Genomic DNA, 16,250 nt, shown 5'->3' with positions numbered 1-16,250 from the left:
CAGTCGGCATGTTTTCCCGCTTCTTCATCGAGCGCCCGATCTTCGCGGCGGTCGTCGCGATCATCCTGTCGATTGCCGGACTGGTGTCGATCTTCGTCATGCCGGTGCAGCAGTATCCGGCGATCACGCCGGTACAGGTGACCGTTCAGGCGACCTACCCGGGTGCCGATTCGAAGACGCTGGCCGATTCGGTGGCGGCACCGATCGAGGCGCAGATCAACGGCGTCGACAAGATGCTCTACATGACGTCGAGCAGCTCGGCCACGGGTCAGCTCCTGCTGACCGTCTACTTCGCGCTCGACGCCGACCCCGACATCGCGCAGGTGCAGGTGCAGAACCGGGTGAACCTGGCGCTGCCGCAGTTGCCTTCGGCGGTAACTCAGCAGGGCGTGTCGGTGCAGAAGAAGTCGTCGACGATCATGATGCTGCTCGGCGTTACCGGCAAGGGCGGCCGCTACAGCCCCGGCTACGTCGCCAACTATGCGAACGTGTATGTACTCGACGCGCTGAAGCGCGTTCCCGGCGCCGGCCAGGCGCAGATCATGGGCGTTGCCGACCAGGCGATGCGCATCTGGATGAACCCCGACCGGATGGCGTCGCTGGCGATTACCACCAGTGACATCGCCAACGCCATCAACACCCAGAACGCGCTCTTCGGCGCCGGCCAGATCGGCCAGCAGCCGACCGCCGACGCCGTCGAGCTGAGTTTCCCGGTGGTTACGCAGAGTCCCTTTACCGATCCACGCCAGTACGAGAAGATCATCCTGCGCGCCAACCAGGACGGCAGCGCGATCGTCCGCGTCGGCGACGTCGCACGCGCAGAAGTCGGCCTGCGCCAGTACGTCGTCAATACCCGGATCAACGGCGAACCGACGACCTTGATCGCCATCTACCAGCAGCCCGGCGCCAATGGCCTGGTCGTTTCGCAAGCCGTGCGCGCGGCGCTGACGGAAATGAAGTCGCGCTTTCCCGAAGGGCTCGATGTGGTGGTGGCGCTCGACACCAACGATTTCGTCCGGCTGTCGATCGAGGAGGTGCTGAAGACGCTGGCCGCGGCGATGGTCCTGGTCGTGCTGATCGTTTACCTGTTCCTGCAGAACCTGCGTACGACGCTGATCTGTGCGGTGGCGATCGTCGTCGCTCTCGTCGGCACCTTTGCCGGCATGCTGGCGCTCGGTTTCTCGATCAACCTGCTGACGCTGTTCGGGTTGATCCTGGCAATCGGCATGGTCGTCGACGATGCCATCGTCGTCGTCGAGAACGTCGAACGAAACATGGCGCAACACCATCTGGCGGCCAAGGAGGCGACGATCCGCTCGCTGGGCGAGATCGGCAGTTCCCTTGTCGCCGTGGTTCTGGTCATGGCCTCCGTCTTCGTTCCGGCGGCGTTCCTGGCCGGCACCACCGGCCAGCTCTACCGGCAGTTCGCAATCACCATCGTCATTTCGGTGAGCATCTCCGGTTTCGTCGCGCTGACTCTGACACCGGCGATGTGTGCCTTGCTGCTGAAGCACTCGCCGGCACCGCAGCGCGGCTTCTTCGCCTGGTTCAACCGCCAGGTCGACCGCGTGACGCGCGCCTTCGGGCATGCCGTCGAATGGGTCATCAAGCGCATGCTCCTCGCCTTCGTGCTGCTCGGCGTGTTCCTGTACAGCATCTGGCACCTCTTTCACCTGCTGCCGACGAGCTTCGTGCCCAACGAGGACCAGGGCTACGCGATGGTGGCGATCATCATGCCGCAGTCCGCCAGCCTCGACCGCACGCAGGCGGTCGCCGACCGCGTCGATGCGATCCTGGCGCAGATACCGGGCGTCGACCGGCGTTCGATGATCACCGGCTACAGCCTGATCGATGCCGGCTACAAGGCCAACGCGGCCACCTTCTTCGTCACCTTCAAGGACTTCGCCACGCGTTATGGTTCGCTGGATTCGGCGCGCAGCCAGAACGCGCGCGCGATCCTGCTCGCGTTCTACGACCAGGCCAAGCACATCGAAGAGGCGATCGTCCTGCCGATCGCGCCGCCAGCGATTCCGGGCATCGGCACCACCGGCGGTTTCGAGTTCTGGATCCAGGACACCGCCGCCGGTGACCCGCTGAAGCTCGATGCGCTGACGCGCGCCTTCCTCGACAAGGCGCGCACGCGTCCCGAACTGGCATCGCTGAACAGCACTTTCAACGCACAGGCACAGCAGTTGCGTGCCGATGTCGATCGCGACAAGGCGACGCTGCTCGGCCTGCAGGTGCAGGACGTCTATAGCGCGATCCAGGCGCAGTTCGGTTCGCTGACGGCCAGCCAGTTCAGCCAGTTCAGTCGCGTCTGGTGGGTGATCGTGCAGTCCGACGCCAGCTTCCGCCAGCAGCCCGCGGACCTGACGCGGCTATACACGCGCAACAACCAGGGCAAGATGGTGCCGTTGTCGGCGGTGGTGACGACCCACTGGACCGTCGGACCCGACATCCTGCCGCATTTCAACGGTTTCCCGGCGGCCAAGGTGATCGGCAACCCGGCACCGGGTTTCAGCTCCGGCCAGGCGATCGCGGCGATGGAGGAGGTGGCCGGCGAGATCCTGCCGGCGGGCTATACCTTCGCCTGGTCCGGGCTCGCCTTCGAGGAGAAGAAGTCCCGCGGCACCTCGGCGCTGGCATTTGTCTTCGGGCTGCTTATCGTCTTCCTGGTACTGGCCGCGCAATACGAGTCGTGGACGCTGCCCGGCGCGGTGATGACCGCGGTGCCCTTCGGCATCCTCGGCGCGCTGCTCACCAACTGGGCGCGCGGCCTCGAAAACGACGTCTATTTCCAGATCGGTCTGCTGGTCCTCATCGGTCTGGGCGCCAAGAACGCCGTGCTGCGCGTCTCGGCGGCCGTCGACTTTCGCAAGCAAGGCAAGTCGATCATGGAAGCGACCGTGCTCGCCGGCGAGCAGCGACTGCGGCCGATCATCATGACCTCGCTGGCATTTGCCTTCGGCTGCCTGCCGCTGGCGCTGGCGCTCGGCGCCGGGGCGAATGCCCGTCATTCGATCGGCACCGGCATCATCGGCGGCATGATCGGCGAGACAACGCTGGCGATGCTCTACGTGCCGCTGTTCTTCTACCTCTTCGACCGCCTGGCCGAGCGCAGAAAAGGCGGCGGCGCACCGGCAGCAGCCGCCGCCCCGCCCACAGGACAACGGGAATGAGGCGCCTGCTGGTGCTCGCTGCCACGGCAATCCTGTTGGCCGGTTGCCTGCTGGGCCCCGACTACCGGCGCCCGCAGGTCGCTGCGCCCGAGGCCTTCCAATACGCACCGAAAGATGCCGCCGACACCGCCGACACCTTGTGGTGGAAGCAGTTCCAGGATCCCGTGCTCGACCAGTTGATCGCCGAAGGGCTGGCGCACAACAGCAACATCGCCATCGCCGCCGCCAACGTCGAGCAGGCGGCGGCGGTGCTCACGCAGACGCGCTCGCAACTGTTTCCGCAGCTTGGCTATGGCGCCAGCGGCGAGCGCCAGCGCTCGCTCGAACCGGCTTTCGCGGCGCTGCTGCGCGACTATCCGAACCCGAGCACGGCCTACCAGGCGGGGCTGTCGGCGAGTTGGGAAATCGACCTGTGGGGCCGCATCCGGCGGCAGTCCGAGGCGGCGCTGGCCAATCTGCTGGCCACCGACGAGGCGCGGCGCGGCGTGGTCCTCTCGCTCGTCGCTTCGGTCGCCAACAGCTACCTGCAGTTGCGCGGCCTCGACGCGCAACTGGCGGTCGCCAAGAAGACGCTGTCGGCCTACGGCGAGTCGGTCAAGCTCTTCGAGCTGCAGTACAAGTACGGCCAGGTGTCGAAGATGAACGTCGTGCAGGCGCAGTCGCAATACGAGTCGGCGGCAGCGCAGATCCCGCTGATCGAATCGCAGATCGCGCAGACCCAGAACTCGCTGGCGGTGCTGATCGGGCGCGACCCCGGTCCGATCGCGCGCGGCAAGTCGGTCGACGACCTCGTCTTGCCGCAGGTGCCGGCGGGTGTGCCGTCAGCCTTGCTCGAGCGTCGCCCTGACCTGCTGCAGGCCGAGCAGACCCTGATTGCCGCGAACGCGCAGATCGGCGCGGCGAAAGCCCTGTATTTCCCGTCGATCTCGCTGACCGGCGCCTTCGGCGGCGCCAGCTCCGATCTGTCGAATCTGTTCAAGGGCTCGTCGCGGGTATGGAACTACACCGGCTCGATCGTCGGACCGATCTTCACCTTCGGCGCGGTCAGCGGTCAGGTCGCACAGGCTGAAGCCGGACAGGCCGCGGCGCTGCTCAACTACCAGTTGTCGATTCGCAACGCCTTTGCCGACGTGGATAACGCGCTGGTCGCCAACCAGAAGCTGCAGGAGCAGCTCGCCGCGCAGAAGCGGCTGGTCGTCGCGCTGAGTGAGTACTCGCGCCTCGCCCGCCTTCAGTACGAGGGCGGTTACACCGGCTATTCGACCGTGCTGCAGGCCGAGCAAACCCTGTTCCCGGCGGAACTCAATCTGGCGTCGATCCGCGCGTCCCTGTTCGCCTCGTCGGTCAACATCTACAAGGCGATGGGCGGCGGCTGGGTGAGCGAAGCCGACCAGCTGACCGCGGGCGGCGGGCGGCCAGTCGCGCCGGGATCCATACCGCCATTGTTCTGACTGCCGGCACCTCGTCGGGGGCCGGCGCGTTACGGCCAGGCCGCCATTGCCGGTGCTCACTGCCGGTGATCACCGTGCCCATCGGCGGCGGCCATGGTCAGCGGCGTAAACCGCGCCTGTTCTGTTTTCCTGTCGGCGAGGGTGATTGACACGACGACCTTCATCTGCGGATCCGACGCGTACTTGCCGATTCCCGTCAGCCGGTTGTCGCCGGCCGGCACCAGCGGCACCGTGATCTTCGCTTTTTCGGCCAGGATGGTGGCCGTACCGCTGGCGCCCGCCGCGGCGACCTTTTTCCCGTCATGGTCGGAGAGATAGACGCTTACCGGGTTGTCTCTGGCCTGCCTGCTGTCCCTGGCGACGACCAGTTCGAAGTGGTAAGCGCCGGCCATGCGCAGTTGGCCGCCATTGGGTCCGGCGAGTTTGTCGAGCGTGGCATCGTCATGGGCGAAGGCGCCGTTGCCGACCGACACTAAAGCCGCCACCAGGGTCAGGGGGAAAATCAGGGTGCGTTGCATGGGTTCTTCCTCACGGGGCAGGGTCAAAAGGAGGCTTTCGCTTTCTCGGCCAACAAGCGTTGCAGCGGCTTCTCGCCGAACAGCCAGAACATGACCGGCGTCAGCAGTGTGTCGAGCAGGGTGGAACTGATCAGTCCGCCAAAAATCACCACCGCCACCGGGTGCAGGATCTCCTTGCCAGGCGCGTCGGCGGCGAGCAGTAGCGGCGTCAGGGCGAAGGCGGCGACCAGGGCAGTCATCAACACCGGCGTCAGCCGCTCCAGCGAGCCGCGCACGATCATCTTTCGCCCGAATACCTCGTCCTCAAAGGCGCACAGGTTGATGTAGTGGCTGATCTTGAGAATGCCGTTGCGAGTGGCGATGCCGGTCAGCGTGACAAAGCCGACCAGCGCGGCCACCGACAGCGGTTCGCCGGAGATCCACAAGGCCACCACCGAGCCGACCAGCGCGAGTGGCACATTGCCCATGACGATGGCCGTCAGGACGGCCGAACGATAGCGGCTGTAGAGGACCAGGTAGATCATGGCGAGCGAGACCAGCGCCAGTACCGCAATCAGCCTGGCGGCCTCCTCCTGCGCCTGGAACTGCCCCTCCAGGAGAGGGAAATAGCCCTCCGGCATCGGTTGGCGGTCGATTTCTGCGCGGATCTCGGCAATGATGCGGCTCATGTCGGAACCATCGCTATTGGCCGAGATGACGATGCGTCGGCGCGTGTTTTCCCGGCCGATCTGGTTCGGGCCATCGCCATCCTCGATCGTGGCGAGGCTTGACAGCGGCACCCGACCGATCGGCGTCTCGATCAGCAGGTTCTCCAGGCCGCGCTCGCCGCGGGCGTCTTCCGGCAGGCGCAGGCTGAGGTCGAAGCGACGATTGCCTTCCAGGACCTGGCCAAGGCGTTCGCCGGCCAGCAACTGTTCGAGCCGTTGCAGCAGTTCGCCGGAGGTGACGCCGTAGCGCGCGGCGGCGTCATAATCGACGCGGATCTTGTACTGCGGGATCAGCACCTGCTTTTCGATCTGCAGATCGGTAATCCCGGGGATCCTGGCCAGTCGCTCCCTGAGGTCGCCGGCCAGCCCGCGCAGGGTATCCAGGTCGTCACCGAAGATTTTCAGTGCAATCTGCGCCCGCACCCCCGAAAGCAGATGGTCGAGGCGGTGCGAAATCGGCTGTCCCACACTGACCACCGCAGGCAGGCCGGAGAGGCGCTGGCGAATGTCGGCGATGATCACCTCGCGGCCACGTTCCGAGGCTTTCAGGTCGACCTCGATTTCCGAGGAATGGACGCCTTCAGCGTGTTCGTCCAGTTCGGCCCGACCGGTCCGACGGCCAACTTCGGTGACTTCCGGCACGGTCAGCAACAGCTTCTCGGCCTGCGTGCCGAGGCGATTCGCCTCGCTGAGCGAGGTGCCGGGGTTGAGCAGCACACTGACCGTCAGGGTGCCTTCGTTGAACGGCGGCAGAAAGGATTTCGGGAAGAAGGGGATCGATGCCAGCGCCACCGCCACGGTGATCGCCGCACCGGCCAGCAGGAGTCGGCCACGATCAAAGGACCAGTTGAGCAGGCGTTCGTCCCACGCCTTGAGTTTCTTGACCAAGGCACTGTCGCCATGATCGATGTGCTTCATTTTCGGCAAAAGGTAGTAGCACAGCACCGGGGTGATGGTCATTGCCACCGCCATGCTGGCCAGGATGGAAACGATATAGGCCACGCCGAGCGGCGTGAACAGCCGGCCCTCGATACCCGGCAGGGCGAACAGCGGAATGAACACCAGCACGACGATCAAGGTCGCATAGACGACCCCGGAGCGAACTTCCTTCGAGGCGGCAGCGATCACTTCCAGCGCCGACCGGGGATTGGGCAAACTCCGGTTTTCGCGCAGGCGACGCAGGACGTTTTCGACATCGACCACCGCATCATCGACCAGTTCGCCGATGGCGATGGCCAGGCCGCCAAGCGTCATGGTGTTGATCGACAGGCCGAAGTAGTGGAAGACCAGCGCCGTGATCAGCAGGGAGACCGGGATGGCGGTCAGCGAAATGAAGGTCGTGCGGAAATTGGCCAGGAACAGGAAGAGGATGATGGCGACCATGATCGCGCCGTCGCGCAGCGCTTCCTCGACGTTATTGACCGACGCTTCGATGAAATTGGCCTGCCTGAAGAGGAACTGCGGTGTTTCGACCCCCTGCGGCAGACTCCTGCCCATCTCCGTCAGGGCTTTTTCGATGGCGCGCGTCAAGGCCACCGAGTCCGCCGTCGGTTGCTTCTGTACCGAGAGAATGACTGCCGGCTTGCCCTGGAAACTGCCATCGCCGCGCTTGATGGCCGGCGCGAAGCTGACCGAGGCGACTTGGTGGAGCAGGATCACTTGCCCCTTGCGCAGCGCCACCGGTTGGTTCTGCAGGTCTTCCAGCCGGCTGCTGCGGCCGATGTTGCGGATCAGGTATTCGCGTCCGCCGGCATCGACGAAGCCCCCGGCCGTGTTGCCGCCGAAGTTTTTCAGCGCCGCTTCCAGTTCGCTCAGCGTCACTGCCAGCGCCTGCAGGCGCGCCGGATCGGGTTCAACGCGGTACTGCTTGACCTGGCCACCGATGGCAATGACCTGCGCGACGCCGGGAATGGTGAGCAGGCGTGGGCGGATGACCCAGTCGGCGTATTCCCGGACCTGCATCGGGCTGACCTTGTCGGGGTCGGCGGGCAGGGCGATGAGCAGGATCTCGCCCATGATCGACGAGATCGGCCCCATCTGCGGAACGATGCCCTGGGGCAATTGCTCGCGCACCAGATTGAGACGTTCGGCGATCTGCTGGCGGTTGCGGTAAATCTCGCTTCCCCACGCGAACTCGATATACACCACCGACAGGCCGATACCGGACACGGAGCGCACGCGCGTCACACCGGGCATCCCGTTCATCGCCGACTCGATGGGGAAGGTGATCAACTGCTCGACCTCTTCGGGCGCCATGCCGCCGGCTTCGGTCATCAGCGTGACCATCGGCTTGTTGAGGTCGGGGAAGACGTCCACCGGCATCTTGCGCACAGTCAGGGCGCCATAAATGATCAGCAGCAACGAGACACCCAGCACGATCAGACGCTGCCTGAGGCTGGCGTTGATGATGAAATCGAACACGGCGCCCCCTCAACGAATCTGCGAAAGCGATGCGGCGCCTTGCACGACGACCCGCTCGCCGCCGCTCAGCCCCTCGGTCACGGCCACGGAATGACCGTCCAGCGGCGCGATCCTGACCTTGCGCGAGACAAAGCGCTCGGCGCTGGTATGCAGCCAAACCACCGATTCATTGGCCGCATTGCGCACCACGGCGCCGACGGGAACGGCGACGCCGGACTGGCGCTCCCGAGTCTGGGCCAGCACCTTGAGTGTCTGGCCGACCGCAAGCGCAGGCAGCTCGCCGGTTTTCGGCAATTCGACACGGAACAGGACCGGCATGGCCTGCTCCTTGAGAGTGCGCCCGATGCCGACGAAGGCCAGATCGATAACGCCGCCGGCCACCGGCGCGCTGGCCCCGGCCAGTCCGGCGAGCAGCAGCGGGTCGTAGGCCAGTGCCTCGACCGCCAGGCGCTGTGGATCGATTACCTCGAAGACCACCTCCCGCGCATTGACGACCTGACCCACGACGGCGTTGGCGGCGCTGACGACACCGCTGACCGGCGCCACCAGCGCTTCACGACCGAGGCTGCCGCCGAGCGCGCCTTTTCGTTTTTTGAAGGCGGCGAGTTCGATCTGCGCCTGCTCGACATCCTTCTGCGGAACGCTGCCTTCGAGTTGCCTGAAGCGTGCGACGCGGCGTTCGAGGATGCTTTCCTGAGCGGCGAGTTCGGCCAGCGCCGCCTGCTGCGAACCGCGTTCGATGGCGCTGGACGCCGGCTGCAGCCAGGCGAGAACTTGCCCTTTGCCGACCCGCTGGCCGAGTACCGCGAGTCCCTGCGGGCCGGCCTCGATGCGCCCGCTCTGGAAGGTCTGCACGCGTCCGCCCGCATTGGGATCGCCGACGACGCGGCCATTGAGTTCGATGGTGCGGGGAAACTCGCCCTTGCGTGCCGCCAGGGTGCGCAGCGCCAGTTGCCGTTGGGCCGATTTCGGCACGAAGACGCTGCCATCCGGCAAGCGCAAGGCGGGCTCGACAAAGGTCACCTGGCCCTGGGCGTTGACTGCCTTGACTGCCTTGACTGCGCTGACTGCGGCGACCGCCACCGGGGCTGCGGTGGATTTCTTCTCGTCGTCATGCTTCTCACCGCCGTGCGCCCAGACCTGCTGAACCGTCAGCACACCAGCCAGCAGCAAAACAACAGCGTGACGGCCTGAAGTGCGGTAGTCAGACATGGTGAATGGCCCTCTCTCTTGCTTGGCGACGCAGGCGATGCGCGACCAGGCCGCCGGACAGCACGAGCAGCGAAATCCCTGCGAGGAGCCACCACGGGCGTTTGGTATTCTCCTCGGCGGACGCTGCCGCCGGGACTTCTCCCACCTCCAGAGTGGCAGCGAGCAGATCGACGCTTTCGCCTGCCTGAATCGTCAGCGTCAGGGGGTATCTGCCGGCCGGGGCGAGGGCGGCAGCGGGTAGTTGATAGACCCCGTCGGGCATCGCGGAGGCAACGCCCTTGATCCCTGGCCCCTCGACTTCGATCTGTGCGTCTTGAACTGGCCGGTTGTCGCTGACGCGGTCGAGATAGATGAGCAGAGTCTTGTCGGCGAGCACACCGACAACTTCCACGTCCTCGTTGCGCACCTCGAAACGTGGTGCCAGCCGGACATCGGTGGGTTTCGCGGCGGCCCCGTGGTCATGGCCTTCGTGGGCGATGAGCGGCGCAGACAGGGAAAACAGCGCCAGCAGACTGGCCGCCACACAAGCAGCGGCCCAGGTCGGGAGGAAGAATGGTCGGGTCACGGCGTGATTCCTCGAGCCTGATTCAGATTGGCCTGCGCGGCGGATAGTCGGGAACGGCTGCGGGCCCCTTCGATGCGGGCCTCGGTGGTCTGGGAATGGGCGCGGAGCAGCTCGACGAGCGAGGTTTCGCCAAGCTCGAACGAGCGGCGCATCAGCGCCAGGCGCTCCGCCGCGGCGTGCTCGCGCTCGACCGCCAGCGTCGCACCGAGACCGGCCGAGTCGAGCTGTGCCTCGGCTTCGCGCACCTCGGCCTCGACTTCGGCAAGGAGCCGACGATAGCGGGCTTCGGCGTCGATCAGGGCCGTGTTGGCGCTGGCCAGCAGGGGCGCATTGCGCACTTCGACGGCCAGCGGGATGCTGATGGCAAAACCAATGCTGTCGCGCGGGGTGGCACCGGAAACGTCACGATCGCGGCGATAGAGCACACCGACACTCGGCGCCTCTCGGCGTGACTCCTGAGCCAGTTTGAGGGCCGCGCGGGCGCGCTCGATAACGGCCTGGCCAGCGGCGACGCGGGGATCGACAGGCCGATTGTCTGCCACCGCAACCGGCTCCTGCGGATCGTCCGGCAGCCGCTCGCTGCCGGTCAGCACCCGGTAGCGTTGCAGGCTGCGAACCACCCCGAGTTGCGCGTCGGCTGCGGCGGCGCGCGCACTGGCGGTTTCCTGCCGGGCAAGCAGCAGGTCGGAGCGGGCGATTTCTCCCACCTTGAGCCGCCTGCCGACATCCTCTTCGAGTGCGAGCGCGGCTTTCAGGCGTTCTGCGGCAACCTCGGCTTCACTCCTGGCCATGATCAGCGTCCACAACGCCCGGCGCAGTTCACCGGCCACGGCCAGCCGTGTCGCCTGGATGTCACCTTCGTTCTCTCCGCCTTCGGCCTCGGCCAGGCTCCGGCGCGCCGCCTTCTGTCCGGGCAGCCAGAGCGGAACGGAAACGCCGATTTCGCTCTCCTGGTTGCCGAGATCGCTGTTCCAACGGTCGGTCCGGTGAAAAGCGTCAACCTTCGGGGCGGCAGGAAACCAGGATTCGGCCACCGTTCGGCTGGCGGCGACTTCGTCCCGCTTCGCCTCTGCCGTCCGCCCGTGGGGGGAACTGGCCCACGCTTTCTCGAACACCTCGCGCAAGGTCTCCGCCTGCGCGGAAGCTGTCGTAACGCCAAGCAACACGCTCAGGAGCTTGACTGCCAGCCGTGCCTTCAACGTTCGCTGGGGATTGCAATGCATCGGAGGCGCCCATCGTGAATCACTGATGGACGCCATGTTGCCGGACGCTGACCAACAGAAAGCTGACTGAAAAATTACAAATTCGTTATCTGCGTCGCTTGTACGTGACAGCGCGCGCGACAGAAGCCTGTACGCCTCACGCCGTGTACAGGCCTTCGCGGCGAGCGCCTTGGGAGTGGGAAGATTTCATGGCAGGAGTGAGCCCGAAGGAGCGGTAAGCTCGCCGTTCACGGTAACTCCCGCACGCTGCGGTAGCCCGCAGCGGTCGCACTGATTTCGCTCCACAGCTCGCTGATCGGTATGCGGTTCCGTGCGGTGTAGTCCACCCACTCGGTGGCGGCTACGCTACCGGGGTGGAAACGGACGCCCCAGATCGGTTCGAAACCGTCGCGTCGCAACGAATAGCGGGCGTCGCCGACGACGCTTGCATCGTCGTCGGCAAGCGCCGTCCACCCGGCCGAGAAATAGCTGAAACGCGCGAAGTCACGGCGGATTCGTGGATCGGCGAGGGCCTGCGCCGACAAATCGTCTTCGCGAAAGAGCTTCAAGCGACTGCCCTGCTTCCACAGGCTGTTGTCCTCGCCGAGAATCCGCAGGCGATTGGTGTACAGGGTGGTGCCCGATTGATAGACCGAGCGCCAGAGTATGGGATTGCCGACCGTCGGAAACATCTCGGCACGCGCTACCTGATGCCCGCGTGCGGCCGCGATCTCTGCCTGTACATCGAGTGCGCGCTCGCGCTGCCAGGCCGCGCCGCCAACATAAGCGACCGCCAGCAGCAGCGACAGCACAGCCGGAAGCCGCGATCGCCGGCCTGCGGAAAACAGTAGCCCGAGCAACAGAATCAGCGTCAACAAGGGGCCGATGGTGGTGATCCAGTGCCAGGCGACGCGCTGCGGCGAGAAAGGCCACAGCAGGTGCGTTCCGTAGTTGGTACAGGCATCGAGGAGCCCATGCGTGGCGTAACCCAGCGTGCTTGCCGCGAGCAGCGGCCGCCAGTCAGGGCGATAGCGCTTCTGTAAGAGCCAGGGCGACGCGGCCAGGGCACCGCCACAGGGAATGAACGCGAGTGCGTGCGTGAAGTGGCGGTGGTACTCGATCGCCAGCAAGGGATCGCTCGCGCTGCGGATCAGGATGTCGGCGTCAGGCAACACGCCGCCGAGTGCCCCGAGCATCCACGCCTGACGACCCAGCCGCGGACCCAGGGCTGCCTGCGCAGCCGTCGCGCCGAGCAGGGCATGGGTCAGTGGGTCCACTCGCGCTCCACCAACAGCGGCGAACAAGCGACGGCCACGCAGTGCGCCCGAATATCATGTGCCGACCGATCATTCGGCGATGCTCGCTGCGAACAGTCGAGATCGTTCATCTTGCGCCCAGTAACGATGGAGTCACGATGGAGTCGGACATGGCAGGAGGCGGTCGTTCAGACGGGCCCCGATCATAGCATCGCTCGCGCTGGGCGAGATCCAGGTCCCACCGCCTGCTGTTCGGCCAGCGAGCCGCGCCGAAGCCTGGCGGAGATTCGTCGCAGCAAGTCACATCGCTACCTCCCCCGGCCGGCGCCGCAAGCTTTTCGTGCACGGCGGGGAGAATTGCTTTTGAGCCTGAAACGGCACAGACTCTCTCACAAGAGGCGAAACTACAGGTACCAGGGGCGACGTGATACGGGGGAGTTGGCGGCAGCAATCGAGGAAGGGCGGCTCAGCCACGGCGCTGACGTGCTCCCTCGCCTTGGTCGCCGTCCGGGGGAAGCGATTGGCGCGACTGCTGCTTGCTGTGGCTTGCCTGACGCTGCCCGTCGCGTCGATCGCCGACGAGCGCCCGGGGCACGCGCATGTCGACATCCTCGTCCTCCATTCCTACCATCAAGGGCTGCCCTGGACCGACAGCGAGCAGGACGGACTCCGGGTCGGGCTTGCCGAGCATCTGCCGCGCCTCGGCCTGTTCATCGAGTACCTGGATGCCTTGCGCTTTCCGCTGCGCGGCCCCGACGCGGAAGCGGCGGCCGCGCAGCGTCTGGCCGAGCGCTACGCCAGCATGCACATTGAGTATCTGGTTGCCACCGACGATCCAGCCTATCGGCTTCTCTTGGCACATCGGGATCGCCTCTGGCCGGGGATTCCGATCCTGTTCGCGGGCGTCAACAACATCGACAGCAGGGACATCGCTCATCTTGACCGGGTGGCCGGTGTAGCGGAACGCCCGGACTTCTTCGCCAACCTGGCGTTGATCCAGTCCTTGCACCCGAAGGTCGATCGGCTCGTCGTCGTCGGCGACGAAACCAGGACCTTCGCGTCGAACCGCAAGGCCCTCGAAGACGCCAACGCGACGCTCGCCCGGCCGTTCACCGTCGAGGTCATCGTCCGCCATTCGCTGCGGGATGTCCTTGCCGAGCTGCGCAGCCTGTCCGGCGATTTCGTCATCTTTCTGATGGGTCGGCCGTTCGATGATGAGGATCGCATTGGCGCCGAGGCCGTCGTGGCCGAGGCGGTCCGCGGCGCTACCCGGCACGCGGTCTATTCCGCCTGGAGTTTCTTTCTCGGCCACGGCATCGTCGGCGGCAAACTGGTTTCCGGCAAGGAGCAGGGGCTGGCGCTCGCCGGCCTGCTGACCGACCTGTATGCCGGCAAGGCGCTGGCCGACCTGCCGCGCGTTATCGACAGTCCGAACCGCTACCTGTTCGACTATACCGAACTCGATCGCCTGGGCCTGTCCGGACACTCGCTTCCACCGGGGTCGGTCGTGATCAACCGGCCGGCCAGCATCTGGGACTCGTACCCGAAGACCTTTGCCGCTTCGCTGGCGGTTTTCGTCTTCCTGCTGGCGCTGCTGGCTCTGCAGCGACGAAATCTGCGCGTCAAGCAGGCGCTGTCGGCGGAGATCGAGAAGGAACTGGTGCTGGTGCAGGCGCTGATGAACGCCGCTCCCTTCCCGATGTTCTTCAAGGACGTGGCCTTGCGCTACCAGCGCATCAACGATGCCTTCGTCGCCTTTCTCGGCAAGTCTCGCGAGGAGATCATAGGCCAGACGGCGAGCGCCGTCGCACCGCCGGCGCAGGTGAGCGTGTATCGCAGCCGCGACGAGGACCTGCTGGCCGAGGGAGGCAGGCAGATCTACGAAACGGTCGTGGTCGGCCCGCAACAGGCGCCGCGGGACGTCGTCTTTCACAAGGCCGTCGTGCGACTGCCGGACGGTCGCGTCGAAGGCATCGTCGGCGCCATGCTCGACGTCAGCGAGTTGCGGCGCAGCGAGCGCGAACTGCGCGAACTCAACGAGCACCTCGAGCAACGCGTAGCCGGGCGGACCGCGGACCTCGCGCAGTCCAACGTCCGCCTGCAGCAGGCGGTCGATTCGCTGGCGCTGGCGCAGGATGAGCTGGTGCGCTCGGAGAAACTCGCCTCGCTCGGGTCCATGGTCGCCGGCGTGGCGCATGAACTCAACACGCCGATTGGCAACGCTCTGACGGTGTCGACGGCGATGCAAAACAAGCGTAACGCCCTGGCGGCCGAGTTGACGCAAGGTGTGCTGCGCAAGTCCAGCCTCGATCAGTACCTTTCCCATGGCGAGAGCGGCTTCGCTATGCTGGTCCGCAACCTGGAGCGCGCGGCGCGGCTCATCACCAACTTCAAGGAAGTCGCGGTCGACCAGACCAGCGATCGCCGCCGGCGTTTCCGCCTGCTCGATACCGTCGAGGAATGCGTTCACACCTTCACCGCCGGCGTCGGCGCTCGGGTGCCCGGGTTCCAGGTCGATGTCGCAGAGTCGATCGCCTTCGACGCGTATCCGGGGGCGCTGGGTCAGATTCTCTTGAACCTGTTCGAGAACGCGCGCGTCCACGCCTTCGCCGATGGCGCTCCAGGCACGATCCGGATCGGTGCACAGGCCCTGCCGGACGGCAACGTCCAGATCAGCGTCGGCGACAACGGCAAGGGCATCGCTGCCGATGCGCTGCCGAAGATCTTCGATCCGTTCTTCACCACCCGTCTCGGGCAGGGCGGCAGCGGACTCGGTCTGGCCATCGTCTATCGGCTGGTCACCAAGAAGCTCGGCGGCAAGATTCGCATCAGCAGCGAACCGGGACAGGGAGCGATCTTCATTATCGAGTTGCCGGCAACCGCGCCGGAAGTCGACAGCGGCGACGAGGTCACGGCGACGCACGCGGCGTGGGCACCGCCGGCGGGGATGAACCCGGCCGGGACGGGGGCCGGGGACGCATCGCCTCTGCACCTGCGCGACGAACTCCTCGATATCCGCGAACTGGTCGAATCGCGCGCCGCCGCCGCCACCACACGGCGTATCACCGACGCTGGCCGAAGGCGCCTGGCGGATGTTTTCGAACGGCTGGACAAGAGCTTCTCGACCGAGGACGCCGAGGCGCAGGTGGCCTGCGATCTGGCTTTCCACATGGCGATCATCGACCTGTCGGTGGATCCGGCACTGCAGAAGGTCGGCGCGGCCGTGATCCCGCTGATGTACGGCCATATGCGGCGCACCCTGACGCGATTGATGCCCGATCCGGAGCGGCGGGACACGCTTCGCCGACAGCATCGGGCGATCTACGAGGCCATCATCGCCGGCGATCCCGACAGTGCTTCGGCGGCGGCGGCGGCACACATGGCCTACGTTCGCACCCAGGCGGATCGGCGTGAGGAGACCGCAGCGAGCTGACGCACCCGACTCCAGCCCTCGCTTGCCGTCGCGTGGCGCCGACGATCCAGCTCCGCGCCGGCATTGCCAACCCCAGCCGAGGCCACGTTCGAGATTGACGCCCTTTGCTGGTGGCCCATATACTCGCCTCGATGCCATTGGCTTTACGGGCCCTTGATGGCGGTACAGTTGCTCCCGCTGCCACCCTTGGATTTGCTTTTCGCAACGATGCCAGCGTTCTTCTGATGACTCCTGCCGCCACAACCGACGACCTCACCGGTCGAGACCGCGACTCCTTGCGGGTCGATGCATCAACTCAGGATAGCG

At 65.7% G+C, this 16,250-nt stretch carries 9 protein-coding genes; 3 read left to right on the top strand and 6 right to left on the bottom strand.

All coding sequences use genetic code 11. The features are described from left to right. Positions 1 to 8: 8 nt before the first annotated feature. Positions 9 to 3,179, top strand: a complete 3,171-nt coding sequence (locus tag CAP2UW1_RS00855) for an efflux RND transporter permease subunit (protein WP_012806980.1) — start codon at positions 9 to 11, stop codon at positions 3,177 to 3,179. Then, positions 3,176 to 4,630, top strand: a complete 1,455-nt coding sequence (locus CAP2UW1_RS00850; protein WP_012806979.1) for an efflux transporter outer membrane subunit — start codon at positions 3,176 to 3,178, stop codon at positions 4,628 to 4,630. The genes CAP2UW1_RS00855 and CAP2UW1_RS00850 overlap by 4 nt, the downstream gene beginning before the upstream one ends. Before the next feature lie 56 nt (positions 4,631 to 4,686). On the opposite strand, the gene CAP2UW1_RS00845 is transcribed toward CAP2UW1_RS00850, so the two are convergent. The 6 genes from CAP2UW1_RS00845 to CAP2UW1_RS00820 form a co-directional block, all read right to left on the bottom strand. Continuing rightward, complete coding sequence (locus tag CAP2UW1_RS00845) at positions 4,687 to 5,148, bottom strand: hypothetical protein (protein ID WP_012806978.1); 462 nt, start codon at positions 5,146 to 5,148, stop codon at positions 4,687 to 4,689. Positions 5,149 to 5,171: 23 nt separating this feature from the next. After that, complete coding sequence (locus tag CAP2UW1_RS00840; protein ID WP_012806977.1) at positions 5,172 to 8,276, bottom strand: efflux RND transporter permease subunit; 3,105 nt, start codon at positions 8,274 to 8,276, stop codon at positions 5,172 to 5,174. 9 nt (positions 8,277 to 8,285) lie between these two features. Beyond that, entirely contained in the window at positions 8,286 to 9,488 is a 1,203-nt protein-coding gene (locus tag CAP2UW1_RS00835) for an efflux RND transporter periplasmic adaptor subunit (RefSeq protein ID WP_012806976.1), read from the bottom strand. Continuing rightward, the gene (locus CAP2UW1_RS00830; protein WP_012806975.1) at positions 9,481 to 10,053 is read right to left on the bottom strand and encodes a hypothetical protein; all 573 of its coding nucleotides are present in this window, start codon (positions 10,051 to 10,053) and stop codon (positions 9,481 to 9,483) included. Before CAP2UW1_RS00830 ends, CAP2UW1_RS00835 begins: the two co-directional genes overlap by 8 nt. After that, on the bottom strand, positions 10,050 to 11,276 hold the full coding sequence (locus CAP2UW1_RS00825; RefSeq protein ID WP_012806974.1) for a TolC family protein: 1,227 nt from the start codon (positions 11,274 to 11,276) through the stop codon (positions 10,050 to 10,052). Before CAP2UW1_RS00825 ends, CAP2UW1_RS00830 begins: the two co-directional genes overlap by 4 nt. A 227-nt stretch (positions 11,277 to 11,503) precedes the next feature. Continuing rightward, a complete protein-coding gene (locus CAP2UW1_RS00820) occupies positions 11,504 to 12,532 on the bottom strand; it encodes a metal-dependent hydrolase (RefSeq protein WP_012806973.1) in 1,029 nt (342 codons plus the stop codon). 499 nt (positions 12,533 to 13,031) lie between these two features. Between CAP2UW1_RS00820 and CAP2UW1_RS23430 the strand changes: the two genes are divergently transcribed. Further along, entirely contained in the window at positions 13,032 to 15,944 is a 2,913-nt protein-coding gene (locus CAP2UW1_RS23430) for an ATP-binding protein (RefSeq protein WP_049778500.1), read from the top strand. Positions 15,945 to 16,250 lie beyond the last annotated feature (306 nt).

Origin of the sequence: Candidatus Accumulibacter phosphatis (assembly GCF_000024165.1) — a bacterium.
GTDB classification, from domain to species: domain Bacteria; phylum Pseudomonadota; class Gammaproteobacteria; order Burkholderiales; family Rhodocyclaceae; genus Accumulibacter; species Accumulibacter phosphatis.
Note: the sequence above shows the minus strand (reverse complement) of the source record. Positions and strands in the feature narration are given on the sequence as shown.